Below are 26626 nucleotides of genomic sequence, written 5' to 3' on the forward strand. Positions count from 1 at the left end.
GATTGCATGTTAGGACTGAGAAATATTTTCTGGAGATTCGTGCGCGGATTTGGTTAAGAGTGCAGCTAACGCAGTAGCGGTTAGCTGCTTTTTTTCAGCGGCTGTAAAATCAGCTTGAATTTGCCCCTGATTTAAAACAATTAGCCGATTACCATATTGGAGTGCATCTTCAAGATGGTGGGTAATCATTAAACAAGTTAAATGTTGTTGGGTAACAATCTGATTAGTCTGGTCCAGTAACTGTTGGCTACTATGCGGGTCTAATGCGGCGGTATGCTCATCTAATAATAAAAGCTCGGGTTGGTTTAAGGTGGCCATCAAAAAACTTAAAGTTTGTCTTTGACCGCCAGACAAATTTTCGGTTGGAGTATCGAGACGTTGGTTCAAGCTATTGCCGATGCGGGTAGTTAGTGCTTTGATTTGGGGCCGATTAGCCTGCAAATGACGAAAATGTAACCCCCGCTTTTGCCCTCTTTTAGTTGCTAATAAAATATTTTCGGCCACCGTCATTCTAGGTGCGGTACCACTTTTAGGGTCTTGGAAAACCCGGCTTAAAAATTTAGTACGTTGGGCAATTGAAGTTGTCGTAATATCTTTTTTATGGTGTAAAATTTGCCCATAATTTGGTTTAATATCTCCCGCTAACACGTTAAACAAAGTCGATTTACCGGCACCATTAGCACCAACAATGGTAATGAAATCTCCAGGATAAATTTTGAAATTTAGTTGATTAAGGATAGTAGCCTCATTATTCGTCTTTTGGTTAACTAAAGTGGTAATGTTTTTTAATTGTAGGATTGGTTGGCTATTTGTCATTATTAGGGCCTCCTTTTGCAAAAATAGTGTCTAATTTTAACCAATGTCGCAATTGCGGTAACATCAAACAAATGGCTAAGATAATGGCCGAAATCAAATTTAAATCATTAGTCGAAAAACCTAGTTGCAGAACAATTAGGAGAATAAAACGATAAATAATACTACCTAAAGTGACCGCAATTAAGCGCTGATTGAGGGTTAATTCGCCAAAAACAACTTCGCCAATAATGATGGACGCTAAAGCAATTACAATAATGCCAATACCCATATTAGCGTCAGCGTAACCATTATTTTGAGCGATTAAGGCGCCACTGAGTCCAACCAAACCATTGGAAATGGCTAAACCTAGAATAGTCATATTATCGGTGTTAATGCCTAACGACTGCGCCATGGTCGGATTATCACCAGTTACAATGAAAGCTTGGCCTAAGTCAGTCATTAAAAAGCAGCAAATTAATCCAGTAATAATAATGATAGCCAACCCACCAATGGTAATACTGTCAAAATAACGGGGTAAAGTTTTGAAGAAAGCGGCAGTGAAAAAAGTTTTTTGGCCTAGTAGTGAGACATTAGCGCCCCCCATAATTCGCAGGTTAACGGATAGACAGCCAGTCATAACTAAAATGCCCGCTAATAAGATGGGAATCTTCCCCTTTGTATATAACAATCCAGTAATTAAGCCTCCCACAGCTCCTGCTAAACAACCCAAAATGGTGGCTATTAAAGGTGAAAGACCGTGGGTAATGGCAGTTACAGTAACCGCTGCCCCTAGAGGAAAGGTTCCTTCAACGGTCATATCAGCAAAATTGAGAATACGAAAAGTTAAAAACAACGCAATACCTAAAATAGCCCAGAGTAATCCTTGCCCGATACTTGATGTAATTAAACTCATTTGATAATGCCTCCATCTCTCTGCGCAGCTTGCATAATTTTAGCGGGAACATGTAAATGCAGGCGCTGAACTTCTTTTTCATTGATAAGATAATGTCCTTTGATCACGTGTTGCACCGGATAATTAGCGGTTTGGTGTCCATGTAAAACATTGCCCGCCATTTCACCAGCTACGATTCCTAAATCTTTTTGCTTAATTGCATAAGCAGCACTGCCACCATCAGGCACCATGGTTTCCGCACAAGGAAAAACCGGAATGTTAGCATTATTAGTTACTTTGACTAAAGTCTTCATCGCGGAAGCAATGCCATTATCTTGGGGAGCGTAAACGGCATCGACTTGTGTCACCATTTGGGCAGCAACTTGTTGTAAATCATTGGTGTTCGTGATAGTGAACAATTTGGGTGTTAAACCTGCTTGGCGGACCACTTTGGCAAAAGCATGGGCGTTAGTTTGCCCACCATGATCAGAGGAAGTATAGATAATACCAATTCTTTGAGCCTGTGGCATGATAGTTCTAATGAGTTTGAACTGTTGTTTAACAGGATTCAAACCAGAAGAACCTGTAATATTAGCACCTGGATGGCGTTCGGACTTGACTAAGCCACTAGAAGCAGGAGCAGAAATGCCGGCTAACATAATGGGAGTATTACTTTGAGCACTGTTGGCTAAAGCCTGTGCAGCTGGAGTAGCGATCCCGACTAACAAATGATCTTTGTTAGCTAATTGTTGGGACATAGTTTTGAGATTGCTTTGATCACCCTGCGCATTTAAAAAATCAATCCGCAAATTTTTACCGACAATAAATCCTTTTTTCTTTAATCCTAGAACTACGCCTTTATGAATTTGATCCAAGGCGGGATGAGTGACCATTTGTAAAATTCCCACACGCGTTACTTGCGTGGAATTGGTAGCAGTTTGGGTGTTAACTTTGGGATTTTGAAAGAAAGCAAAGCCCAGAAAAATCAATATTAGACTAATAAATGTTAGCATTCGTTTCATGATTCACCTCGTTAAATTATCCGGGCAAATAAAAAAGGCAAACCAGCATTACTCTGGTTTGCCCTTGAGAAGCCAAAGTCTGCTGTGTTAGAACCATGCAGGCTTTGGGAATGAAAAAATAAGTCAGCACGGATACAAACTGTTTGCCAGATCGTATCCGCTTAGAACGATTACGATCAGCAGTGCTGGCTTTGCCAAGATAGTTGAACGTTACTAATTGTTAACTGACTCATGTTGATCATCCTTTCATGTCTAAATTGGCATTAGTATAACTGAGACTTTAAACAATGTCAACTTAATCTGAATAAGAGTTTGGAAGCTATCGAAGCTTTTAATGAGTAACAAAGTATGAAGACAATGAGAGATTATTGGTGCTAGACTAAGAAAAATGGGTAAAATGGATATGAATTTTATTTATTCTCATTTTTTATGAAATAGTGTTTCATTTATGGGACGATTATCCGACAACGTTTTTGATTGTGTCGTTTTTGCAACATTTTAACAACAGCTGTCGTTGTTATTAAGAATTGATGTGGTTATTATATAGTTGTTCCTTAAAAGGGACATTTAAACAAACTTGTAATACTCGTGATTTTGGACCTCTGGCTAATTAAGGAGGCAACCAACATGAAAGGTAAAACTTTATTAACAATTTTCAGTGCTTTAGCAATTAACTTAGCACTACCGATTGGACAGATGAATCGTCAAACTTTGGCGGATAGAAATACTGTTCAGCCGACACAAGAAATTACTGTTAATCATCAAGAACAAGCAACTAAAACCATTAAAACAACTAATAATAATCAACCAGTGAAATCTTCCCCCGCAGTGGTAAACACAACAAGCGGTTCTAGCACTGCAGTTTCACAGGCGAGTGTCACCATTATTGATCCTAGTCATCCTGAAAGTTATCCCCGAGATGTGATGACAATTGATAATTCAACTTATCAAGTCGCAGATTACCACGGCAATGGTATTATTCCCGACTCAGGTAAGGTTTATCACTGGACCGATGCACCACGCGATAATTGGTTTTTACTAGAACGTACAGGAACGCAAGCAAACATGGTTCAAAATTTACGAGTAGGTACAAAGGTTGTAGTTAACCAAAAAAGCTATCAAGTTTATGATTTACTAGCTAAAACCGATCAAAGTACTTCTCGTCCTGCTGCTATTCAAGCAGAAAATGGTGGCATTGTTCTTTACATTCAAACCACTAACAATCAAAAAGTTTCTAACTTTTATGTACTAGCTAAATAATAATTAAGACAAAGCATTGATCTGAAATTATATCAATGCTTTTTTTGTAGGTTAAAATATTGCGGTGGGCACAAAAGCTCTGAGAAGTTGGGTGCTAACTGGTCAGTTAGTGTTACTGGCAAAAGCAACGATTATTTTTACATAAGGTCAGGTTCACTTATTAATTATTGCAAAAGTTGCGAAAAAATTATTTATTTTGTAATTTAATATTGACTAATCTGAGTGAAATTGCACTTGATTTTTCAGAAAAATAAAAGATAATGGGTTGAAATAAATTAATCATTGCACAAGCTTAGCTACTAGCTAGTGGGCAATTTGTTTTCTGAAAGGCTTTTGTTGAGGAAAGGGTGAACAATTACTTTAATTCAAAAACCCCTACTGATGGGGATTTGCCTCAAGATCCAGCAAATAAAAATAATTTAACTGGATTTAGGGTGTTATTTTATAGTTCTACGTGCTATAATATTAATTGTGCAATGATAGAACTTACTTAATTAGACTATGATCCGTTTGCTTGCGGTACTGTACGTTTTAATAAAAGGTAATTATCATTAGTGCGTTAAAAAAAACCAATAAGTTTTAATAGCATATTGTTCTATTGCCGTAGAATAGTTATTAGCTTATTGATAGTAATAGATAAAATAACATTAAGACACTTTATCTGGATTCATTGTTCTGGGGAGGACTTTGGTAATTCGATATGTAGTGTCTTTTTTGTTACATTTATTTGACTTAGGGTTTATGATAAACATGTATGGGTATTGGGGGGATTCTCATGTTAACAAAATCAGCACGTTTTAACTATACTAAACTAATGTTACAAACTTCTTTAGTTCAATTGATGCAGAAGAAGATGTTAGATGACATTACTATCAAAGAGTTGTGCAATGTAGCTAATGTGAATCGATCGACTTTTTATGCACATTATCGTAATACTTATGAAATCATGATAGAAATCATCGAGCAAAATTGTGATCTTTGGATTAATGCGGTAAGGGAGTGCCGTAAACAACCAGATTTCTTGGCAGCATATACTAAAATTTTGACGCAGGCACTTTTGAAAATTAAAGATGATAATCAAAAGTTTCGGGTGTTGTGTAGCGATGAATGTTTCTTTTTATTTGTCAAAACGTTAACTAACTATATTGTTAAAGGAGTATTACCACATAAATCTTTTGATTTAGTTTGGTATAATGTGGAAGGCGGTTTAGGTGCTGTGCGGCAATGGTATTTTGATGGGTCAAAAGAACCGGCCGAGGAATTAAGTCAACATCTAGCAGAGATATCGTATAAGAATTTGTTTTTAGATAATGATTAATCAAGCTACTAAAAAAGACTAGACCAACGTGTCTAATCTTTTTATTTTTATCTACAATTATTTATTTAGCGAGCACAAAGGTTAACGGGGAATTGTAAACTGGTTGTTCACATGTTTGAATTAAAATCCCACCATTGCTCTTTAAAGCTTCCATCGGCCGTGGGTCACTATGACTCACTCCATTTAAAATGGAATATACATGATATGTCTGATTATTTGCCGAAATTGTAGAACCTACTTGTAACTTCCAGACCATGTTTGCTTGCGGTGTTGAACGCTCTAGTAAAAACCAATTATCAACTGGTGCGTCATCCCAACGATAAATATGTCCGTCTCCGGGAACATTTCCATTGCCGTGGAAATCTCCGATTGGAAACTTAACATTGTTAAACGCGATGGCATTAGTAGTATCACTACTTTGCTGACCACTCAACGTTGGGGTCTTTGCGGTATCTGCTTGGGGGGAAGGTACCGTTTGTTTTGATTCATTGTTCTGGGGAGAACTTTGATTCATTTGACTAGTAGTATCTTTGGGGAAGTAGTTAAGAGAACTACCAGTATGGGGAGTACTGGCTAATTCCGACTTAACTTGAATGGGTTGCTGTTTTTTATTATTTGATATGGGGTTTACAGCACTCATTGTTTCAGTTTTTACATCATCAGCTGCGGCACTAGGGGAGTAACCAGCAGGATTAGTAAAAACCACAGAAGCGTTTAATGCTAAAACGCTTAAAAGACTTAAAAATGTTTTCATTGTAACAACCTCCTAATAAGAGGTCTTAAGTTACAATGTTCTACAATTATGATCAGATGAGAGAACTTCTCTCAGTTGACAATTGTATATTAACCAAAATTTAGGCAAAGAACCACTACAAGAACGGTTGAAGTGTTGCAGAAACGACACAACAAAAGTAATTGTCGGATAATTGTTTCAAAAGTGGGACAGAATTTCCAAAAAAGGGATTAAACTTTGATATTTCGTTTCATTTGATGATTAATGGATTAAAAAAAGATTATCTAAAAATATGATAACCGGTTGACATATGAAAACGAAATCATATAATAATATCTGTAAACGCTTTAAGATTATGATAACCGGTTGACAGTCAGAGTCACCGCAGAAAGGATTGAAAATTGTATGTTAAATCTTAAAAAAACGCTGAAGAATCCTTCTTATTTACAAAATTCAGTGACGTTACTTTTGTTTTTTGCATCTTGGGGTGTTTGGTGGTCATTCTTTCAAGTTTGGCTGACTTCTAAACAAAATGGTTTAGGTTTATCTGGTGGTGCTGTGGGAACTATTTATTCAGCCAATTCGTTAGTTACTCTATGTTTAATGTTTATCTATGGTACTTTACAGGATAAATTAGTGATTAAACGTTACTTATTAATTTTTTGTGCAATTTTAGATGCTTTAATCGGACCGTTTTTTGTCTGGATTTACGCACCATTATTAAGTCATCATTTTATTTTAGGAATTATTGTCGGGGCCGTCTTTTTATCAGCCGGTTTCTTATCGGCTTCGGGAATTTTTGAAGCCGTGGCAGAAAAGATGAGTCGCCGCTTTGATTTTGAATATGGTCAAGCGCGGGCTTGGGGTTCTTTTGGTTATGCAATGGTGGCACTATTAGCAGGATATCTCTTTGTCATTAATCCCAAACTGAATTTTGTCGTAGCCTCGGGATTTGGGGTGTTGCTATTATTGGAATTAATCTTTTGGAAGCCTAAACAAGAAAAAACGGTGGATCAAAACCTAACTTTTGAAGGCGAAGGCAGTGATACACCATCTCTGAAAGATATGTTGAGTTTGTTAAAAATGAAAGAGTTATGGCTCATTATTATCTTTATTATGTTTACGAATACTTTCTATACGGTTTTTGATCAACAAATGTTCCCAGATTTTTATACGAAATTATTTGCTAATCCCGCTTTGGGTCAACATATGTATGGTACGTTAAATTCGATTCAAGTTTTTTGCGAAGCTATAATGATGAGTTTAGTGCCGATCTTGATGCGAAAAATTGGTGTCCGAAATGCCTTATTACTTGGTGTGACAGTTATGTTTGTGCGTATTGGAGCTTGCGGCTTGTTCCATAATCCGGTTGCGATTTCCTGCATTAAAATGTTACATTCAATTGAAGTACCACTGTTTTCGTTGCCGATCTTCCGTTATTTCACATTACATTTTGATACCAAATTATCTGCGACATTATATATGATTGGCTTTCAAGTCGCGTCACAGATTGGTCAAGTGTTACTGTCCAACCCCTTAGGAACCTTGCGCGATCATATTGGTTATAGTAGTACCTTTCATGTGATTGCCATTACAGTTTTGTTAGCGGGAATTTATGCATTCTTCGTTTTGAAAAAAGATGATCAAGATGTTAACGGTGATCCCTTTATTCGTTCATAAATTAAAAGTTGAGGTAAAAAAATGACAGCTTTACAAGTAACTAATCAGCGTTATCGCTTGGGATATCATTTGATGGCTCCAGCGGGTTGGATTAATGATCCCAATGGTTTTTGTTATTTTCAAGGTTATTATCATATGTTTTATCAGTACTATCCGGATGCCCCTAAATGGGGACCGATGCACTGGGGTCATGCGCGCAGTAAGGATTTATTACACTGGGAAACTTTGCCTGTGGCATTAACACCAGGCGATGCGGAAGATCAAAACGGTTGTTTTTCTGGTAGTGCGATTGTTAAAGATGATACTTTGTATTTAATTTATACCGGTAATAACTATTATGATGAAAAAGATCCCGATCGTTACTGGCAGAATCAAAACTTAGCTTATAGCACTGATGGCATTCATTTTACCAAATATGAACATAATCCCGTTATTGCTACACCGCCAGCCGATAATACACAAGAATTTCGCGATCCCAAAGTTTGGGAGCATGACGGTCATTACTATGTTATTTTAGGTGGGCAAACTAAGGCTGGCTTGGGCCGCGTATTGTTGTATCGCTCCGATAATTTAGTGGACTGGGACTATTTAGGACCACTGACGCAAGCTAAAAATAGTCAACTAGAAGGTTATATGTGGGAGTGTCCGGATTTGTTTCATTTAAACGGTCAAGACTTATTGTTGACTTCGCCGCAAGGGATTCAAGCACAAAACCAGCAATATTTGAACTTACACCAAACGGTTTACTTTGCGGGTCAGCTAGATTATCAAACACCGCAGTTTGCCCAGATGGGTTTTCACGAATTAGATTTAGGGCATGACTTTTATGCGACGCAAACGATGCTTGCTCCTGATGGCCGGCGCATTGTGGTTGGCTGGCTAGCAATGTGGGAAAGTGACATGCCAGAACAAGCTGATGGTTGGTCGGGAGCGTTAACTTTGCCCCGCGAGTTAGTTTGGCAAAATGAGCATTTATATATGCGACCGATTCAAGAAGTGCAGTCCTTAAGACAAAAGGTATTGCAACAACAAAGCTGTGCCTTAAGTGAAAAGCCAATAATCATTAGTCAAGATCAAGCCACGGTGGAATGGCAATTAAACGTAGATCTAGTACAATTTCAGGGTACTAAAATCGAAGTTATGTTTCAAGATCCCACCACTACTGCCCAAACAAAGCTCACTTATTTAGTTAAGCAACAGCAATTAATTGTGAGTCGCACCGACCGCGAAACGGCGCGTTATGGTCAATTACAAAATTGTGATCAGTTGCAATTACAAATTTTTGTTGATCGTAGTTCCTTAGAAATTTTTGTCAATCAAGGCGAAGTGGTCTTTAGTGAACGTTATTACTTTAACCAAGCACCTGTAATTCAACTGCAAGCTGACGGTCAAGGAGTAGCTGATAGTTTGGTTTACCAGTTGGAAGCAGACACGAATCAATATTAAAAAGATTGTTTGTTGAAATTGACGAACCATTCTTTTTGTCCTAACCACTTTTTCATAGCAACTTTTTTGGTCAAAATAGTTGAGCTATAATGAAACTAAAAAAGTGGGGAGCAATGTTAGGTGCCAAAATTAGAAGATGTTGCGCAACTGGCAGGAGTTTCGAAAACGACGGTTTCACGTGTCTTGAATCGCCGCGGCTATTTAAGTCAAACGACGATTGATAAAGTTTATGCAGCCATGGACCAATTGGATTATCATCCCAATGTTGTGGCACGCCAATTGTATCATCATAAAACGGACTTGATTGGTATCTTATTACCATCTGTGGCGGATCCTTTTTTTGGTGAGTTGACTACGAGTTTGGAGAATCAATTATATCAACAAGGCTTTAAAGTTTTAATTGGTAATTCGATGAATAATTCGCGTAAGGAAGCGGACTATTTGGATCAACTATTAATTAAACAGGTGGATGGTTTAATTGTCGGTACGCATAATCAAGGCTTAAGCCAGTATCAGAAAAAAAATTTGCCGATTGTGGCGATTGATCGCATTGTCAGTGATGACATACCCATTATTGCTTCGGACAACTTTCACGGCGGTCAGTTAGCGACCCAACATTTGTTGGATCAAGGCGTCACGAAAATTATTCATACGAATGGTCCCCATGATCTCGCTACGCCCGCCCAACAGCGAAGGCGAGCTTATGAACAAGTGATGCAAGACCATCAGTTAACGCCAGTGACGTATGAACTAGATTTTAATATTAGTGCCGCGGCTAAGCAGCGCGTTTTTCAAAAGATTTTTCAAGAACATCCAGATGTGGAAGCTATTTTTGCCGCTAATGATACAGACGCGATCTTAATTTGCCAAGTGGCTCTAGAATTTGGGCGCCGAGTACCTGACGATTTGTTAGTAGTGGGCTATGATGGCACTACTTTATTACAAAACCTCTTTCCACAATTAACGACTGTTGTGCAGCCAATTGCTCAATTAGCGCAACTGGCGGTTGAAGTTTTACAGCAAAGATTACACGGACAAGCCACAGATTCGGAATATATTTTGCCCGTCCAATGGCATGCCGGCCAAACTGGTTTCCAAAAATAAGGAGAGTCCCTTGTACAAGTTTCAATTGGATCACAGTTGCTACTTATTGGTAACTGGATCACGAACTTGATGAAGGGACTCTTTTATATGGAATCTTTGGTGGTGTATAACTGAAGTAAAAGTGCTTTTTTAGTGGGGCTTAAACCCAGAATTTGTTGTTCAAATTTTGACCAGGAACCATACACTGCCGTTACGGCCGTCTGAATAGCCACAACAGCAGCTTGATCCGCGGGTGTGAAATTCATTTGTTGAATAGTTTGATCGTTAGGATTATCTAAATAAGCTAGATCAGTGGCGTGGGTGTACATGAGATTAGTCAGAAGATAATCTTGCGTAATATAGTCGATGGGTACTTGTAAAACTAGGAGTAGTAAAATGGCTAAAATGCCTGTGCGATCTTTACCCGCTGAACAATGGAAGACAACGGATTGATTGGGGTGCTGATTTTCTAATAAAACCGCGAAAAAATGATAAAAAACTTGTTGGGAATAATGATCTAAGACAACTTGTTGGTACATGCCGGGTAACCCAGAAAATTGTTGGTCCGGGGGCAATGTTTGATAAAGCTTATCACCGGTAGTAGTACTAGAAGGTGCTGCATAGAGTGGTGCGGCAATTAATGTTAAAAATGAAGTCTCGGGATCCGGCCAATTTTTTCGTTCATATTCAGATCGCAAATCAAAACTGTAGCGTAAGCCGTAATGCTTTAAGTAGCGCAATTCACGCGGTGTTAAGGCGCTTAAGTAACCGGCACGCAAAATTTTGTGCCAGCGAATGTGACGGTGGTCGGTTGTGGGATAACCGCCCAATTCTCGAAAATTATTAGTGTTAGAAAATTGAAAAATTCTTTGCATTGAGAATCCTCACTGAAATTAATACAATATAGGTATTGAAAATTAGGAGACAGTTTATAGTGAAATTAACGTTAGTGATGCCTTTGTATAACGAAGAACAATTGCTCCGACGTAGTTTAACGTCCATTGTTCAACAAATTAATCAGAATTTTGAATTGTTGATGGTTAATGATGCTTCCACTGATCAAACGGTGGCGATTGCCCAAGAGTTTGTCCAACACCACGCTAACTTTCGGTTAATCAGTCAGACAACTAATCAAGGCATTTCGGCGGCTCGCAATCGGGGAATCTTAGAAGCACAGGGGGACTTAATTACTTTTATTGATGGTGATGACTGGCTGGAACCACAATTTACCGATTATTTTTTAACGTGCTTTCAAGATCAACAATTAGACTTAGCCGTGTGTGGTTTTGTTAAAGAATCTGCGAAGAAAGTCCTCAATAAAATCCAACCATTGCCCCCAGCTTATTATTCGCAAGCACAATTAGTTAAACAAATAACTAAAATGACAAATGGCTCGGTTATGGGTTACACCTGGAATAAAGTTTATCGTCTGACAACGATTCGCAAGCATCATTTAACTTTTGCACCCGACTTGTCTTTGATGGAAGATCAGGTATTTAATATCAAATACGTGGCGTTGACAAGTCGCTTCTATGTGGACTCTACGCCATTGTATCATTACTGGCAACATGGTCAAAGTGCAACCCATACGTATAACTTGCAGCATGTTAAAAGTATTGGTCAGGCTAATTATCGAATTTTGAAAACTTTGTATCAAGTTAAAAAGTATCATCTTTGATGAATCTAGGTGTAGAAATGACAAGTGTAGAAGACTATTTAAAGCAAAATGTTTTTGGCAAGCCGCAACTAAAACCCGATGAAAAACGTAAATTTTTGGGTAATTTTCAAGAGCGAGTCGCGTTAGCTTTAACGGTAGCACAAGTGCGCCAAGTGCAAAATTTAGCAGTAGTTAAACAAGTCATGCAAAGATATCCGCAGTATCATTTGTATATTAATGGTCGTTTGAGTCATAGTTATCGTCAGCCATTAGTGAAACTAGCGGTGCAATTAAATTATGCTTTTACGATTATCAATCAACAAAATCTGAGAACCGCCACTAAAGCATTAGGTGATCAAGAAATGGGATTGGTGATTGCGGATGCCAAACAAGCTGTTAAAGGCCCAATTCTGATTTAATTTAAATGATGGTTAACAACAAATTAATCATTCAGTTTACAAAGTCAAACTTCAATTTTTTGCTTAATCGTTCCTCAGCTTTTAGGCGACTTTTGTCGCGGTATTATTTGAAGCAGTAACGGACCAGAAATTCACGTAAAATTTTAAATACCGGATAAAAGGTGATTAGGATGATTAAGCTCCAATAAAGTTGTTGATGGTGAAACAAATTCAACAGCTCAAACGGTTTACCCCAACCAATGAACATGAGTAGATTAGTGATAAAAAGGAGGGTGAAAATAATTAGTGTACCGCGATTAATGGGGCGCGAGATAGTCCATAATGCAGCAAAACTGATCATGCTAACGGCAAAAACTGCCAAGGTGGAAGTTAACGGGTAATGAAGTTGATACTTAGTACCAAATAAAACAAGTAAGACTACAAATAATGTAATATCTAAAGCAGCTGGCAACGCCACTTGCATAACATTTTTGTAAAAGCGGCCTTCAGGAGGACGAAAATCGGGCTGCAAGGCTAAAAATAAGGTGGGAATTCCTACGGTTAAAGCGTTAATCGGCGTTAATTGTGCCGGATGAAAAGGATAGTTGGTGCGCATAACAATAAAACAAATGGTTAACAGCACTGAATACATAGTTTTAATCAGATATAAGGCTGCTACTCGTTCAATGTTATTAATAACGCGCCGCCCTTCATTCAGAACGTAAATCATGGAATCAAAATCTTGGTTTAATAAAACAAAGTCGGCAGCACTTTCAGCGGCATCACTGTTGCCCGCAATAGCAATGCCACAATCCGATTGGCGCATTGCTAAAACATCGTTGACTCCATCACCGGTCATGGCGATTTGGTGCTGGTTTTGTTGTAAACCTTTGATTAATTTTTGCTTTTGCTCCGGTAAAGTGCGCCCGAAAACGGTATATTTTTGGGCAATTTGGCCGTAATCTTCGAGGGGACGGTCTACAGCCACACTGGACATATCAATAGCTTTGATGTCGGTACTTAAATTAACTTGTTGCGCAATGGTTTGAACGGTAGCTGGATCGTCGCCAGAAATGATTTTTAAAGCGACACCTTGCGTTTGAAGATATTGAAAAGTATTAGCCGCCGTCGGTCGCACTTCATCTTGAATCAAAAGATAGCCTAAGAGTTGTGGCTGTTCAATGGTTTCAGTAATGAGTTTTGGTGATTGGACGACAGCCAAGACACGATAACCTTGTTGCGCATAAGTTTGCGCGCGCTTAATTTGGTCAGTGTCATGTAAGATAAAATTCGGGGCACCTAAGGCAAACGAGCCTTGGTGTTTTAAATTAACGGCGGACCATTTACGTTGTGAAGAAAAAGCGACGATACTCTCAATGGCTGGTAAATCAGCTGCTGGTTCTTGCGCTGTTAAAATGGCCTGGGCCGTTTCATTGGTTTCATTGGTAGCACGAACGATAGTTTGACTAATGGCTAACAACTGTTGCGTAGTTAAACTTTCCGCAATTACTTGAGTTAATTGCAGGTTGCCCGTGGTAATGGTGCCAGTTTTGTCTAAACATAGTGTATCAACGCGTGCTAAGGATTCGAGCGCCGTCATAGATTTGACTAGGACTTGTTTATGGCTCAAGTGAACCGCGCCAACGGCCAGGGCCACAGAAGTTAGTAAGACGAGTCCCTGAGGAATCATGCCGATAATGGAGGCGGAGGTCCCTAAAATGGCCGCTGACCAATTATGGGAATGCTGAAAACTGCTCCAAAAGAGCAACAATCCTAAGGGGACAATGATATAGGTGAGAACTTTGATAATTTGGTTGATGATGTTTAATAATTGTGAAACATTGTGTTGTTGTTGCTTGGCAGAATTGGCTAAGCGATTCGCAAAGCTTTGCTCCCCCACAGCTGTTAATTCAACCAGGGCCTGGCCACTAACAACGGAACTGCCGGATAGAACTTGATCATTTTCGGTTTTAATGACCGGGGTTGATTCGCCAGTAAGGTTAGATTCATCAACTTCTAAATGGGAGGTTTGCCGAACGCGACCATCGGCGGGAATTTGGTTACCACGCTGTAAGATTACGAGATCATGCAAGACTAATTCATCTTGAAAGACCGTAGTTTGCTGTCCAGCACGGAGAACTTGGGTTTTTTGGCGATTTAAAAAAGTTAAATGATCCAACTGCCTTTTAGCGTGGATTTCTTGATATGTACCGATGATAAAATTGGCGACGACGGGTCCTAAAAAGAACAGATTAGCGAAACGACCAGTGCTAAAAATCAAAATGGCAATGACTAAATTGACCAGATTAAATAAAGTAATCAGATTTTTTGATATAATTTTAGAGATTGGTGTGGAATTTTGATTTTTGACCTGATTAGTATTGCCATGCTGGCACTGTTCTTGCACCTGTTGTTGACTCAGACCAGTTTGGACGTTAGTACCTTTCATGAGTTCACCTCAATTATGATATACGAATGATTGTAGTCTTATTTTGTAAAAAAATTGTGAAGAAGGAATTAATTTGTTAAGAAATATTTTTTTTGATTTAGATGGAACCCTAGTTGATAGTGGCTTAGGAATTATGAATTCCTTGAAGTTTGCGTATCAAACGGAAGGCTTAGCAGTCCCAGCTGATAGCCAATTACGGAAGTTCATTGGGCCACCTTTGATGGAAAGCTTGGCGCAATACAGTCAAATTCCGGCACACAGTGAATTGTCGACTAAACTGATTGCAGATTTTCAAGATTACTATGGTCGAAAAGGTTGGTTAGAATTAAATCTTTATCCGCAGATTACTGAAATGTTAGCACAATTACGCCAATTAGGAAAACAACTTTTTGTGGCAACAGCCAAACCGGAGAATTTTGCGCGTCAAATTTTAGCAGAATTAAACTTAACAGACCAATTTAATGGTATTTACGGCGCTGATTTGAGTGAAACCATGTCTAAAAAAGAGATCATCGCTCAAGCTTTAACTGATAATCAATTAACAGCCGCCGAAACGCTGATGATTGGTGACCGTAATACGGACGTTCTCGGCGCACAAGCTAATCAAATAGCAACGATTGGGGTATTGTACGGTTTTGGTACGGCTCAAGAATTACAGCAGGCGGGCGTCGTTGATTTAATTGAGCAACCGTTAGATTTAGTGAAGAAGGTTCAGGCATGATTAAAAAGCACTGGAAAGCATTGGTGATCACTTTAGTCGTGTTGTTGCTCGCGGCAGATTTGGGTGGCGCCTATTATTTGTTTAATTTTGCAATTAAAAAGGGGGGCTACAGTGCCCGTAACGCTGGTCAAGCATTAACGACCAGTGAGCTATGGGCCAAAAAAGCGCCGCAGCAAGTTTGGCAGCAAACAACAAGTGACAAAGCACGAGTTCATTTAAAAGCGCGCTATTATCCAGCTGCTCAGACGACGATGAAAACGATGTTATTGGCTCATGGCTATGGCGATAATAGTTTAACAATGGGTGCATATATTAAATTATTCCATCAAGCAGGCTATAATGTGTTAGCACCGGATGATCGTGCTTCAGGACGCAGTGGTGGCCAATACTTGGGCTACGGTTGGTTAGATCGCAAGGATTATCAAGGCTGGGTGCAGCAAATTTTACGTAAAAATGGCACGCAGAGTCAGATTGGTTTATTTGGCGTTAGTATGGGTGCGGCCACGGTCATGTATTATTTGGGGTTAAACGTGCCGCAGCAAGTCAAATTTGCGGTTGCTGATTGTGGCTACGCTTCGATTAAGGGTGAATTGGAACACGAATTACAGGCCCTCTTTCACTTGCCAAGTTTTCCGTTGATTCCAACCGCTAATATGTTTACTAAAATGATTGCCAAGTATAGTTTTTATGATGCGGATACTGCGCAAACTTTAAAGCATAATCACGTACCACTGTTTATTATTCACGGTACTAAAGACACTTTCGTGCCGACTAAAAATGCGCGGATTAACTATGATAATGACCATGGTCCTAAAAAATTGTGGTTAGTGAAAGGCGCTAGTCATGCGCAGTCTTATCAAAAACAACCACAACAATATCAAACCAAAGTCTTAGACTGGGCACAACATTATTTTAAATAGTTGGGTTTTAATATCAGTTGTATATGTAAAAAAGAACTTTCCGGATGGAAAGTTCTTTTTTTGCTTTGAAGCGGAATTGAGCACAATTTTTATGTGACATTGCTCTCAGAAGCATAAGTTTGTATCTAGCTACAGTAATAGTGTAGCTTTGACCCGCTCTTTGTCACAACTTTAATTTAATCGTGCAAAGTAAATTGTAAATTCATCCGTGGGGCCACTAAGCCCACCATCTCACCTAATAATTCGGTCGAGTTGGTCAAAGAAATTTGGGCCATTTGGTCATTAACTTGGGTTAAATAACTGGGGATATCACTTTCTTTAATCGCTTGTTGATCGGCTTTAATTTGTAAATGACGACAAGCGGCGACCGTTTTTTGTTCGAAAGCATTCTCGGAATCTTCAACCAAATTAAAATGTCCATCACCAAAAGCGGCTAAAGTATTAGCTAACCAGTACATTTTTTGAGGATCAAATTGGTCAGTGGTATCGCGATAAGGTGCTGGAGTATCGTTAATGTTGGCGTAGAAAGGAATCACCGCGTTAAAAGTATTGGGGCCAAAGGCTAACCAATGAACACCGGCAATTTCTTGAGGAACATTATTGCGAATCTGTAAAATGTGTAACTCTTGATTGCGGTTGATGCCAATAGGCCGGAATAATTTCTTTTGTTCCGCACTATTGGTTGTACCATAAACATCATACGGCGTGTTTTGGTAATGGGAACTTAAGACAAACTTGACATCTTCAATGCTGATTTTTTTCGTTGTTTGACAAATAAAAGGCAGGTCTTGATCAATTGGTGTCGTTTGAAATTCGGGATTGAAATATTTTTGTCCGAACCACGCACGAGGATTATTGTAACGGGTATCTTTGATAGTGGCACTACCAAAGATATGGCGTAAATTATAGCCTTCGGGATCGGGATTTAAGTTGTTTTGTTCAATTAAGTCCTCTAAATCGCTACAGCAGAGGGTATCGGGCGATTGAAAATCAAAATCAGTAATGTTAAAGCGATTAGGAGCAATTACATAAGAATCATCAGGAATCCGGATTGCGGCCCAGTGGTGACCGGCAATACTTTCGAAATACCAAACTTCATCATTATCGGCAAAGCAAATGCCGTTAGTCTCATAGGTGCCGTAGTCTTCTAACAATTGTCCTAAACGTTCTACTCCTTGGCGCGCACTGTGGATATAGGGCAAGACAATGGTGGGGATATCTTCTTCTCCTAAGCCATCGTCGACTAAGGGGTCCAGCCCCAAAATGCGACTGTTGGTGGTAATCGTTTCTGTAGCACTCATAGCGACATTTTCACTATTGATCCCTGCCGCTGCCCAGAGCCCGTGACCACTAACAGCTTCCGGAGTGGAAGTATAGCCTAACGGATTGGCTGGTAAATCCAAATTGAATTTACTTAAAACAGCTTGATAATGATGCGGTTGATCTTCAGGTTTCACGTAAACAAATTTTTGTGGATGCAGCGGTGCATTACCGTCTTCATTGCGCGCAATGATGGTCGAACCATCAATGGATGCATTCTTTCCGACTAGAATTGTTGTACAAGAACCTTTTTTTCGGTGTGGTTTCATGATAAGCCTCTCTTAATTATTTATTTCACCTATATTTTAAGCCAATTCCTGAAGAAATACAGTAGGTTTCACGGTTTTTATCGAATTTCCAAATCAAAAAACGCAACTGGCTGAAAAATTGCCAGTTGCGTTTAGTCAATAAATTTAATTGTTATTATTCTTCGTTTAAGGAGCTACGATCAAAGGCAGCAGATTTTAATTCTTCATCAATTGATGGAGTACCTAACCAACCGATCATTTCCTTCATGGAATCAGTAATAGCTTCAGCACCAGGAAGAAGTAACTTACGAGGATCATAACCCTTGTTAGCTTTATCTTCATCTTTGTGTTCTTCAAAGTATTTACGAGTAGCTTCTTGGAAAGCTAATTGGAATTCTGTGTTGATGTTCACTTTAGAAATACCAAGAGAGATCGCCTTCTTGATTTGTTCTTCAGGAATACCAGAACCACCATGCAAAACTAAAGGTACATCAACGGCATCAGCGATTTCTTTCAAACGGTCAAAGTTTAAGCCCGTCCAGCCTTCTGGATAAACACCGTGGATATTACCAATTCCACAAGCTAATTTGTCAACGCCAGCAGCAACAAAGGCTTTAGCATCTTCAACAGAAGCTAATTCGCCACCTTCAGCGCCTTGGTTTTCACCGATTTTACCAATTTCAGCTTCAACAGAAATACCACGTTCATGAGCCAACTTAACGATTTCTTTGGTCTTAGCCAAGTTCTCTTCTGTTGGTAAAGCATGACCATCAAACATAACTGATGAATAGCCTAATTTGATACATTCAATGGCTGAGTCATAGTCACCGTGATCCAAGTTCAAAACAACTGGAACGGAGATGTTCATGGAATCCATTTGATCTTCGACCATGTCTTTGACGAATTTGTAACCACCCATATATTTAGCAGCGCCAGTAGAAACTTGAATTAATAATGGAGTTCTTGTTTCTTCAGCAGCCCGCAAAATAGCGCGTGTCCATTCAACGTTGTTAGTGTTATAAGCACCAACAGCATAATGATTTTTCCGTGCGTCTTTAAAGATTTGATTACCGTTATCTAAATAAGCCATTTAAATACCCTCCTAGATGTACAACCTACAGACACATTGTACCGTAATTCTGAAAATGGAACAATCATTTCCATGATGTAATCGATTTTAAATCGGAATTGTTAGTAATTGTGTGATCTGAGCAACAGAACGAGGTAATTTTTTTCTTAATTTAGATAAAAAATGATAAAGCAAATGCCAAGACACAAACACCAATAATAATGTTCCAAAAATATCGAGCTAAAAATTCCCAACCATTATTAATAGGCTGAGAGCGCTTTTTGTTTTTAGATACAGGGATAGTTTTATTTTTAAAATCTGAACCAAAGAGCAGTTCTTCAACAGGTACCTTGAAACAAGCGGCAATCGCCTGGATTTTATTTAGGTCAGGAGTAGCTTCTTGAAGTTCTCACTTGGAGATGGTTTGGCGGGTAACATTTAAACTTTGAGCTCATTGTTCTTGTGAGATTCCTTTTTCTTTTCTTAATTGTAAGAGTTGAGCTGCAAATTGGATTTTCATAGGTTAAGGCTCCTTGCTTTTTTAATCTAAATATAGCTAAAAATAGCGAGTGCTACCAGCAAATTTCGCTTGGAAATTGCGCAAATTAAAATGGCATATGGGCAATTCTAATTTGCTTGTTTTTAAATACTTATTCTGAAACTTTTTCTATCTCTCAAAAAATTAAATCATGTAAAACTAAAGAGATGTTTGTTCTTGGCGAACTTGAATAGGTAATTTACCATACATTTTTTTAAAAAGATTTCGAGTAGTTCTAGGATTTTTGAGACCATATTTATTCATAAGATCTTTAATAGATAAATCAGTATCAATTAAATCCTGATAAAAGGCGGTTAATCTTAATTTATAAATATATTGTGTAATTGTGATATCGGTTTGCTGTTTAAATAAGCGGGATAAATAACTGGCGTTGTAATCAAACATTTTGGCTAAATCCTGGACCTTGATTTGCTGTGTAAAGTGATTATTAATGTAAACGATAATGTCTTTTAAATAACTAGTGCTTTCCGATGTTTGTTCTTGACTTTGAGCAAAATTGTCGATTAATTGTTGCATTATTTGCAAGATAATCGTTCCAATCTTTAAATTAGTGCTGGGAGTCTTGGTTTGAACGATGGTATTCAATTGCTTAAGTAGAGCCATAATTATTTGTGCAGGCTGGGAATTGTTATCAATGATTTGAAAATTTAACTTTTCCGGATGTGTCAGATAAGGCTCGATGAATTGTAATGGTATTTGTAAAACTAGTGATTGATTGGGCGTATTAGTGACGTCGTGAATAACACCGGAAGAAACTACAATAAATTGATTAGGATATACCGGATGAGTTTGCCCGTCAAAGTTAAATAATAGTTTGCCTTTCATCACAAAAACTAATTCAATACTACTATGCCAGTGAAAGGGTACATAACCATTGATAGTGACATCTGATTCATAAAAGCGCACACCAATTTTTAAATTGGGAATAACATTTTCATGATGATCCAAAATTTTCAGCACCTTTCTAAAAGTGACAATTCTTACATCTTAATGTTAATTTATTTACTAAACAAACTAAACCAATTGACACAAAATCGCTTTCATTATAGCATGATTTCAGTTAATTAATAACCAGATTATGCTATTAATCAATATTTTTAATGGGGAGAGTTTTTATGTCAGAGATTAATAATCCAATTATTCCGGGAATGGCACCAGATCCTTCGATCATTAGAGTGGGAGACGATTATTACATTGCTAATTCCACTTTTCATTGGAATCCAGCTATTCAAATTTTTCACTCCAAAGATTTAGTAAATTGGCAGCTAATTTCTTATGCACTAACAGCTGGAGAAATTAATTTGCGAGGAACTAATACACCAGCTGGTATTTGGGCACCACATCTATCGTTTGATGAACACCAACAGAAATTTTGGTTAATTTTTTCGCATATGCAAAATATGGCTGGTCGTGAATTTAACGCGGATTCCTATATTATGTCGGCTGATAGAATCACTGGTCCGTGGACTAAACCAGCTTATGTGACATCCATTGGATTTGATCCAGCCTTATTTCATGATACTGATGGCAAACATTATCTTTCTATTTTAGAGTGGGAAAGTCGTACTGGTTTTCAAGCTCCAGGACATATTGTCATTGCGCAGATTGATTTGCCAACTTGCAAAGTTGGTCCATGGCATCGAGTTGCGACGCACTTTACGACTAGAGGATGTGCCGAAGCACCACAAATTTACCGGCATAATTCCTATTATTATCTATTAATTGCTGCGGGGGGAACTGGTTATGCTCATGGAGTTGAAATTGGTCGCTCATCACAGATTTTTGGTCCATATCAACCTAACCCGACAGGCGAACCGATTATTACGTCTTCGCCACATCATCTTTTCTCTCTAGGCGATCCTGACGCGGGACATTTTGAAATGTATAATCCCAATTCACCAATGCAAAAAGCAGGCCATGGTTCACTGGTTGAAACTCCTAATCATGAATGGTATTTAGCACATTTGATGTCACGGCCTTTACCAACAACTAAGTTAAATCCATTAGGACGTGAAACTTCCTTACAAAAAATGGTTTGGAATCAAGAAGATTGGTTAGAAATGGCAGATGGCTCTAACTTAGCCAAAATTAAAGTTGCTGCTCCGAAAGGAACCACTACTGTTCAACATGATCATGATAGTTTTCAAGATGAATTTGAACAAAAGACTTATGATTTACGTTTTATGACACCTTATCATGAACAGAGTTCTGATTGGGTTAATACGACTGATAATCCAGGTCATTTGCGTATTTATGGTCGTAATTCATTCTTTTCACAGGACGATCCATCTATTATGGCGACTCGTGCAACCTCCTTTAATTATGAGGTACAGACTAGTCTGCGATTTCAACCACAGCATTATTCGCAAACGGCTGGTTTAGGACTTTATTATGACTCTAATAACTGGTTGTACGCACGCTTATGTCAAACTGACGATGAACAAGGTGTAGTTTTAAGAATTTTACAAGCCAAATTAGGTGAACGCATTGATCATCTATTTAATGAAGTAGCGATAACTGCGGGGCATATTGAGCTCAAATTGAAGTATCAAGCAGGAATGGTGACTGTTAGTTACCGTTTTTCAACGAATGAATCATGGAAAATTTTGGAAAATCAGATTGATGTTACTTATCTATCAGATGAAGGCGTTAATGGAGAACCTGGTGAAATTGGTGGTTTTACAGGATTATTTAATTTTATCGGAGCAGTAGATGCTTACCAACATCAGTCGTTTGCGGATTTTGATTATTATCGCGTTGAAAATTTTAAAGAGGAGTAAGATGACCTATGAAAAAATTAACGATTCCTTTAAAGCGGTTAGTTCCAGGATTGATTATTGGCCCAGCTAGTTGGTTAGGACCATATGTAACTTTAAATAGTTTATTTTTACCGGCAATTATTCAGCATTTAGATGCAGCTAATAAGGTGAATATTGTGGCGTTATTTTCAACTTGTGGTATGATTGCAGCCGCCTTATCTAATATGGTGGCTGGGGCCTTATCTGATCGCACCCGTTCACGTTTTGGCAAGCGGGCACCTTGGATTTTTGGAGGATCTTTAGCGTTCATGATCTTAATGATTATGGCATCTTTTGCCAAAAGTATTCCTTATTTATTAGTGATTTGGATTTTAGGACAAATTGCTTTGAATACTATTGTGGCACCAATGGTGGCTTGGTTAGATTTAGCTCCTGAAGAAGGAAAGGGAACTGCTTCTTCGGCTTATGGTGGCTTAGGGATGGCTTTGGGGAATAATGCCTTTAATATTGTTGGAGCAATGTTTTTAAGCCATTATCAATTAGGATTTTTGATTTTTGGTATCTTTACTTTTGTAGGAACTACAGTTGCGACGATTATTGTTCATGAACCATCTAATTTGGATGAGCAAATTGAAGTTTCTAAAAAAGATAAAACACATAATCATTGGTCTTGGAAAGAAATTAAGGCAATTTTTCCTGGTTGGTCTGTTGGTCGCGATTATTATTTAGGATTAATTGGTAAATTTTTTCAAGGTATCGGCAATTTTGCGATTACAGGTTATATTTTGTATATTATGACTGATTTTTTACATCGTGGTAGTCAAACGCAATCTTCCATTCAGTTAGTTAATACTATTATGGTGATTTTGGGTGTCTTGATGGGCTTTACTGCTGGCCCCATTTCTGATAAATTGAAAATTTTAAAAATTCCAGTAGGTTTCTCAACGATTTTCTTAGCTATTGGTGCTTTGACCTTATTCTTAGTGCGTAATACGGCTGGAATTGTAATTTACTCATTGTTTGCCGGATTAGGAATGGGTATTTGGAACTCTTTAGATAATTTGTTAAATCTGGAAGTTATCCCGGATCAGAATCGAGTGGCCTTTTTCTTAGGAATTTATAATTTAGGTAATACTATTACTCAAGCTTTAGCACCAGTGATTGCGGCAGCGGTTATCTCTTGGTTCCATTTTTCAGCCATTTTTATTGTTTCATTTGCTTTTTCCTTAATTGGTGGAATTTCCATTTTGTGTATTAAATCAGTTAAAAAATAGTTGGATTGAGTTGTTAGAAATTCAATCTTAAAATAAAAGACTAGAGTTACAAAGTGGTTTAGAAGTTGAATGGTTTAATCTGATAATATCTAACTTCTACAATGTGCTCTAGTCTTTTATTTTTAATTCAAAAACAAATCTTGAACAGGATCATCAATCAATATTAGTGTTATTCAGAATCAAGTCATATTGATCTAAATCTAAAACGTGATGTGTAATTAACGAGCATGCTCCCAATAAAATAGCATGGTGTGAATGCTTAGTTAATTGTAAACTAGGAATCATTTTTAACTCACTGGTGGTCGCTTGAATTGCTTTAAAAATACTTGGCAATTCTTCCATTAGCGGAGAATTAATAAATATTTTTTCTGGTGCAAAAGAAACCGCTGCATTAAAAATAATGCGAGCAATGGAGGTGATAAAAGAATCCAAAACTGCTTGAACTTCTGGATCGTTTTGTTGAAGTAATTGTTCGAGGTCTTGGCGATTAAAAGAAGATACTTGTTTTTGTTCTTTAACAGTGTCTAAGATGGCGTCTTCTGAGCAATATTGTTCAACTTTTTCATATTGATATTGATTGTGATGGGTAAACATTAAGGAATTACCGATTTCACCGGCAGCACCATTGGAACCATAGTAAAGGTGCCGATTTAAAATAATTCCGGCACCGATTCCTTTGTGGATGCTAATACATAAAATATTGTCTTCATTTTTAGCTTCGTTAAAATCACGTTCATAAACGGCTGATAAATTAGCTTCATTCTCTAAAATAACTGGAACGTGATATTTGGTTTGGTATTTTTGAACTAGATCAATATTGTCCATTTTTAAAAATGGTGATTTGAGAATTTTATTTTGAAAAACTACACCATGAATGGAAAAGCAAATCCCCAATAACCCATTGGTAGTCTCAGTTTCTTGTTTTATAAACGTATCAATGGTTTGATCGATTAATTTGAGAATGTCTTGAATATTATGCTTAGTTAATTCCTTAGTTTGGTAATAAGCAATACTGCCATTCAAGTAGTTAGCCATAAAGTGGAGGTGTCGATAACCAATATCAATACTGATGGTATACCCAAACTTTTCATTTAAACTAACTAAAACGGGTTTTCGACCGCCATTTTTGGAGGCTGAGCCATTACCAACTTCTTTCAAATAACCTACTTGTTCAATTTCATTGTATAGAGCGGTAATTGATGATTTATTAAGTTCTAAATTGCGGGCAATTTCAATTCGAGAAATAGGACCATTATTAATGACTTGCTGTAAAACACGATTGATATTATTTTGATGAAAAGCCTTACGACTAGCAATTTTGCTCATGCTTTTCCTACACTTTCTTTAGAATTTAGTTGGTTTAATTATACAACTTTAAAAAAAAGATATATAGAAAGTGTTTTTTGGCCCCTATGACAAAATGCTGTTCTAAATATTCTTTATTAACTAAAAAAATCTCCAAGCAATCATTCTTACGCTTGAAGATTTTATAAATAACTTTAGTGCTTAAATTTGAGTAATTCCTTACTGATCTTTTTAGTTTGGGGATAAACTTCTTGATAGATTTGATGTAAAGCTTGATATTGTTGAACGTTATCTGGCTGAGGGGTATAACTTTTATTAAGATGGATAAAAGTGTTAGCACAGTTATTAAAGCTGTCAAACCACTTTAAGCCTACTGCGGCAATCATTGCTGCTCCTAATCCAGGACCTTGTTCTGTCGTTAAGCAAACAACTTTTTTATTAAAAATATCTGCTTGCATTTGTAACCATAACTGACTTTTAGCCCCACCGCCAATTGAGACTACGGTGTCAAACTGACAGTTATTTTGAGTATAAATATCTAATAAATCTTGTAGACTAAATGTGATACCTTCCATAACCGCTCGCACAAAGTCTTGTTTTTTGTGATTGCGATCTATGCCAATAAAACTACCACGAATCTGTGAATCGGCATAAGGAGTACGTTCGCCTACCAAATAAGGAGTAAATAACAATCCGTTAGCTCCCAGAGTTGACTGCTGGGCATCAGCAGTCATATCTTCAAAGCTATTATTGGGATAAAAAGTTTGCTTAAACCAATTAAAGGAATCACCTGCTGCTAAAGTAACACCCATAGAGTAGTAAGAATTAGATATGCCATGGCTTTCAAATTGAAGTTTGCCTTGATAATTGGTTTTGTCAGTTTCGTATTTGAGAATTACGCCAGATGTACCAATACTTGATAAAACCATATTAGGCTTTAAAATACCTGCACCAATAGCACCGGCAGCGTTATCAGCAGCACCGGCAAATGTTTTAGTAGTAGTCTGTAAGCCGGTTTTTTGAGCAAAAGCTGGTGTTATGAACCCAGTAAAGGCTGTGGATGGTATTAAATGAGGACACATACTCAGTGGAATATTAAATGTTTGACAAATTTCTGAACTCCAATTTTGTTTTTGAGCGTCGAGCATGACGGTACCGGTGGCATCAGAATAATCAGTTGCTAGATTACCAGTAATTTGATAGCGTAAGTAGTCTTTAGGTAATAAAAAAAGTTGGGCCTGTTGCCAGATTTCTGGTTCGTGCTCTTGTACCCAAAGTAATTTAGGCAAAGTAAAACCTTCTAGCGGTTTGTTATAAGTTATATCGATAAAACGTGGCCCCATTTTTTGCATAATTTCTTGACATTGCGAAGTAGTACGAGTGTCGTCCCATAAAATGGCTGGTCTTAAGATTTGGTTTTGTTTATTCAATAAAACTAAGCCATGCATTTGTCCAGAAAAACTTAAGCCTTCAACTTGTTTTGCTTGAATGGGAGAAGATTGTAGCAATGTTTGAATCGCGTTGCTGGTGCCCGTGACCCATAAATTGGGGTCTTGCTCACTAAAACCTGGCCGGGGATGACTAACTGCAAATGAAGAACTGGTTTGTGCAATGATGATTCCATCTTGAGATACGGCCGATACTTTAACTGCGCTAGTTCCTAGATCAATTCCTAATACATACTTTTCCATGAAACTCATCTCCTTGAAAATAATAAA

At 37.9% G+C, this 26626-nt stretch carries 22 protein-coding genes; 11 read left to right on the forward strand and 11 right to left on the reverse strand.

What is annotated here, in order from left to right; translation table 11 throughout:
• Window positions 1-9 precede the first annotated feature (9 nt).
• Genes AC3B5B_RS04440 through trpX form a run of 3 tightly spaced genes read right to left on the reverse strand, consistent with a single transcriptional unit; the run spans window position 10 to window position 2709 of the window.
• On the reverse strand, window positions 10-816 hold the full coding sequence (locus AC3B5B_RS04440; RefSeq protein WP_489769412.1) for an ABC transporter ATP-binding protein: 807 nt from the start codon (window positions 814-816) through the stop codon (window positions 10-12).
• Window positions 806-1708 (reverse strand): ABC transporter permease, encoded by a 903-nt coding sequence (locus AC3B5B_RS04445; protein WP_489756799.1) that lies wholly within the window; start codon window positions 1706-1708, stop codon window positions 806-808. Before AC3B5B_RS04445 ends, AC3B5B_RS04440 begins: the two co-directional genes overlap by 11 nt.
• Window positions 1705-2709, reverse strand: coding sequence for a tryptophan ABC transporter substrate-binding protein (trpX, locus tag AC3B5B_RS04450; RefSeq protein WP_489756798.1), 1005 nt, complete (start codon window positions 2707-2709; stop codon window positions 1705-1707). The genes AC3B5B_RS04445 and trpX overlap by 4 nt, the downstream gene beginning before the upstream one ends.
• A gap of 627 nt (window positions 2710-3336) precedes the next feature.
• Here trpX and AC3B5B_RS04455 point away from each other — a divergent pair.
• Window positions 3337-3969 (forward strand): hypothetical protein, encoded by a 633-nt coding sequence (locus tag AC3B5B_RS04455; protein ID WP_489756797.1) that lies wholly within the window; start codon window positions 3337-3339, stop codon window positions 3967-3969.
• Window positions 3970-4744: 775 nt separating this feature from the next.
• Window positions 4745-5287: a TetR/AcrR family transcriptional regulator gene (locus AC3B5B_RS04460; RefSeq protein WP_489756796.1), complete on the forward strand. Its 543-nt coding sequence runs from the start codon at window positions 4745-4747 to the stop codon at window positions 5285-5287.
• A gap of 61 nt (window positions 5288-5348) precedes the next feature.
• Here AC3B5B_RS04460 and AC3B5B_RS04465 read toward each other — a convergent pair whose 3' ends face one another.
• Window positions 5349-6041, reverse strand: a complete 693-nt coding sequence (locus AC3B5B_RS04465; protein WP_489756795.1) for a hypothetical protein — start codon at window positions 6039-6041, stop codon at window positions 5349-5351.
• A gap of 384 nt (window positions 6042-6425) precedes the next feature.
• On the opposite strand from AC3B5B_RS04465, the gene AC3B5B_RS04470 reads away from it, so the two are divergent.
• The 3 genes from AC3B5B_RS04470 to AC3B5B_RS04480 all read left to right on the forward strand — a co-directional run bounded on the left by AC3B5B_RS04470 (window position 6426) and on the right by AC3B5B_RS04480 (window position 10250).
• A complete protein-coding gene (locus tag AC3B5B_RS04470) occupies window positions 6426-7700 on the forward strand; it encodes an MFS transporter (protein WP_489769413.1) in 1275 nt (424 codons plus the stop codon).
• A gap of 21 nt (window positions 7701-7721) precedes the next feature.
• Window positions 7722-9146, forward strand: a complete 1425-nt coding sequence (locus AC3B5B_RS04475; protein WP_489769414.1) for a glycoside hydrolase family 32 protein — start codon at window positions 7722-7724, stop codon at window positions 9144-9146.
• Between the two features lie 120 nt (window positions 9147-9266).
• A complete protein-coding gene (locus AC3B5B_RS04480) occupies window positions 9267-10250 on the forward strand; it encodes a LacI family DNA-binding transcriptional regulator (protein WP_489769415.1) in 984 nt (327 codons plus the stop codon).
• Between the two features lie 83 nt (window positions 10251-10333).
• Here AC3B5B_RS04480 and AC3B5B_RS04485 read toward each other — a convergent pair whose 3' ends face one another.
• A complete protein-coding gene (locus AC3B5B_RS04485; RefSeq protein ID WP_489769416.1) occupies window positions 10334-11104 on the reverse strand; it encodes a tyrosine-protein phosphatase in 771 nt (256 codons plus the stop codon).
• A 59-nt stretch (window positions 11105-11163) separates the two neighbouring features.
• Between AC3B5B_RS04485 and AC3B5B_RS04490 the strand changes: the two genes are divergently transcribed.
• On the forward strand, window positions 11164-11907 hold the full coding sequence (locus tag AC3B5B_RS04490) for a glycosyltransferase family 2 protein (RefSeq protein WP_489769417.1): 744 nt from the start codon (window positions 11164-11166) through the stop codon (window positions 11905-11907).
• Window positions 11908-11924: 17 nt separating this feature from the next.
• A complete protein-coding gene (locus AC3B5B_RS04495) occupies window positions 11925-12305 on the forward strand; it encodes a YueI family protein (RefSeq protein ID WP_489769418.1) in 381 nt (126 codons plus the stop codon).
• A gap of 103 nt (window positions 12306-12408) precedes the next feature.
• Here the strand turns inward: AC3B5B_RS04495 and AC3B5B_RS04500 are convergent, their stop codons facing one another.
• Window positions 12409-14733, reverse strand: a complete 2325-nt coding sequence (locus AC3B5B_RS04500; RefSeq protein WP_489756788.1) for an HAD-IC family P-type ATPase — start codon at window positions 14731-14733, stop codon at window positions 12409-12411.
• Window positions 14734-14806: 73 nt separating this feature from the next.
• Between AC3B5B_RS04500 and AC3B5B_RS04505 the strand changes: the two genes are divergently transcribed.
• Both AC3B5B_RS04505 and AC3B5B_RS04510 read left to right on the forward strand, forming a co-directional pair.
• Window positions 14807-15454 carry an HAD hydrolase-like protein gene (locus AC3B5B_RS04505; RefSeq protein WP_489756787.1) on the forward strand — a complete coding sequence of 216 codons (648 nt, stop codon included), beginning with the start codon at window positions 14807-14809 and terminating at the stop codon, window positions 15452-15454.
• Entirely contained in the window at window positions 15451-16374 is a 924-nt protein-coding gene (locus AC3B5B_RS04510) for an alpha/beta hydrolase (protein ID WP_489769419.1), read from the forward strand. Before AC3B5B_RS04505 ends, AC3B5B_RS04510 begins: the two co-directional genes overlap by 4 nt.
• A 176-nt stretch (window positions 16375-16550) precedes the next feature.
• On the opposite strand, the gene AC3B5B_RS04515 is transcribed toward AC3B5B_RS04510, so the two are convergent.
• The 3 genes from AC3B5B_RS04515 to AC3B5B_RS04525 all read right to left on the reverse strand — a co-directional run bounded on the left by AC3B5B_RS04515 (window position 16551) and on the right by AC3B5B_RS04525 (window position 20518).
• Complete coding sequence (locus tag AC3B5B_RS04515) at window positions 16551-17963, reverse strand: C69 family dipeptidase (protein ID WP_489769420.1); 1413 nt, start codon at window positions 17961-17963, stop codon at window positions 16551-16553.
• 154 nt (window positions 17964-18117) lie between these two features.
• Window positions 18118-19032 carry a class II fructose-1,6-bisphosphate aldolase gene (fba, locus tag AC3B5B_RS04520; protein ID WP_489756784.1) on the reverse strand — a complete coding sequence of 305 codons (915 nt, stop codon included), beginning with the start codon at window positions 19030-19032 and terminating at the stop codon, window positions 18118-18120.
• Between the two features lie 676 nt (window positions 19033-19708).
• On the reverse strand, window positions 19709-20518 hold the full coding sequence (locus tag AC3B5B_RS04525) for a helix-turn-helix transcriptional regulator (protein WP_489769421.1): 810 nt from the start codon (window positions 20516-20518) through the stop codon (window positions 19709-19711).
• A gap of 167 nt (window positions 20519-20685) precedes the next feature.
• Between AC3B5B_RS04525 and AC3B5B_RS04530 the strand changes: the two genes are divergently transcribed.
• Both AC3B5B_RS04530 and AC3B5B_RS04535 read left to right on the forward strand, forming a co-directional pair.
• The gene (locus AC3B5B_RS04530; RefSeq protein WP_489769422.1) at window positions 20686-22350 is read left to right on the forward strand and encodes a glycoside hydrolase family 43 protein; all 1665 of its coding nucleotides are present in this window, start codon (window positions 20686-20688) and stop codon (window positions 22348-22350) included.
• Between the two features lie 8 nt (window positions 22351-22358).
• A complete protein-coding gene (locus tag AC3B5B_RS04535; RefSeq protein WP_489756781.1) occupies window positions 22359-23603 on the forward strand; it encodes an MFS transporter in 1245 nt (414 codons plus the stop codon).
• Window positions 23604-23756: 153 nt separating this feature from the next.
• On the opposite strand, the gene AC3B5B_RS04540 is transcribed toward AC3B5B_RS04535, so the two are convergent.
• Together AC3B5B_RS04540 and xylB are read right to left on the reverse strand one after the other, a co-directional pair.
• On the reverse strand, window positions 23757-24929 hold the full coding sequence (locus AC3B5B_RS04540) for an ROK family protein (protein ID WP_489756780.1): 1173 nt from the start codon (window positions 24927-24929) through the stop codon (window positions 23757-23759).
• Between the two features lie 173 nt (window positions 24930-25102).
• A complete protein-coding gene (gene xylB / locus AC3B5B_RS04545; RefSeq protein ID WP_489769423.1) occupies window positions 25103-26599 on the reverse strand; it encodes a xylulokinase in 1497 nt (498 codons plus the stop codon).
• Window positions 26600-26626: the final 27 nt, after the last annotated feature.

The organism is Bombilactobacillus sp. ESL1187, assembly GCF_058107155.1.

Bases quoted from the DNA above. Each gene is read 5' to 3' on its own strand.
- AC3B5B_RS04440 (WP_489769412.1), bottom strand. From the start codon at position 816: ATGACAAATAGCCAACCAATCCTACAATTAAAAAACATTACCACTTTA.
- AC3B5B_RS04445 (WP_489756799.1), bottom strand. From the start codon at position 1,708: ATGAGTTTAATTACATCAAGTATCGGGCAAGGATTACTCTGGGCTATT.
- trpX (WP_489756798.1), bottom strand. From the start codon at position 2,709: ATGAAACGAATGCTAACATTTATTAGTCTAATATTGATTTTTCTGGGC.
- AC3B5B_RS04455 (WP_489756797.1), top strand. From the start codon at position 3,337: ATGAAAGGTAAAACTTTATTAACAATTTTCAGTGCTTTAGCAATTAAC.
- AC3B5B_RS04460 (WP_489756796.1), top strand. From the start codon at position 4,745: ATGTTAACAAAATCAGCACGTTTTAACTATACTAAACTAATGTTACAA.
- AC3B5B_RS04465 (WP_489756795.1), bottom strand. From the start codon at position 6,041: ATGAAAACATTTTTAAGTCTTTTAAGCGTTTTAGCATTAAACGCTTCT.
- AC3B5B_RS04470 (WP_489769413.1), top strand. From the start codon at position 6,426: ATGTTAAATCTTAAAAAAACGCTGAAGAATCCTTCTTATTTACAAAAT.
- AC3B5B_RS04475 (WP_489769414.1), top strand. From the start codon at position 7,722: ATGACAGCTTTACAAGTAACTAATCAGCGTTATCGCTTGGGATATCAT.
- AC3B5B_RS04485 (WP_489769416.1), bottom strand. From the start codon at position 11,104: ATGCAAAGAATTTTTCAATTTTCTAACACTAATAATTTTCGAGAATTG.
- AC3B5B_RS04495 (WP_489769418.1), top strand. From the start codon at position 11,925: ATGACAAGTGTAGAAGACTATTTAAAGCAAAATGTTTTTGGCAAGCCG.
- AC3B5B_RS04500 (WP_489756788.1), bottom strand. From the start codon at position 14,733: ATGAAAGGTACTAACGTCCAAACTGGTCTGAGTCAACAACAGGTGCAA.
- AC3B5B_RS04510 (WP_489769419.1), top strand. From the start codon at position 15,451: ATGATTAAAAAGCACTGGAAAGCATTGGTGATCACTTTAGTCGTGTTG.
- AC3B5B_RS04515 (WP_489769420.1), bottom strand. From the start codon at position 17,963: ATGAAACCACACCGAAAAAAAGGTTCTTGTACAACAATTCTAGTCGGA.
- fba (WP_489756784.1), bottom strand. From the start codon at position 19,032: ATGGCTTATTTAGATAACGGTAATCAAATCTTTAAAGACGCACGGAAA.
- AC3B5B_RS04530 (WP_489769422.1), top strand. From the start codon at position 20,686: ATGTCAGAGATTAATAATCCAATTATTCCGGGAATGGCACCAGATCCT.
- AC3B5B_RS04535 (WP_489756781.1), top strand. From the start codon at position 22,359: ATGAAAAAATTAACGATTCCTTTAAAGCGGTTAGTTCCAGGATTGATT.
- AC3B5B_RS04540 (WP_489756780.1), bottom strand. From the start codon at position 24,929: ATGAGCAAAATTGCTAGTCGTAAGGCTTTTCATCAAAATAATATCAAT.
- xylB (WP_489769423.1), bottom strand. From the start codon at position 26,599: ATGGAAAAGTATGTATTAGGAATTGATCTAGGAACTAGCGCAGTTAAA.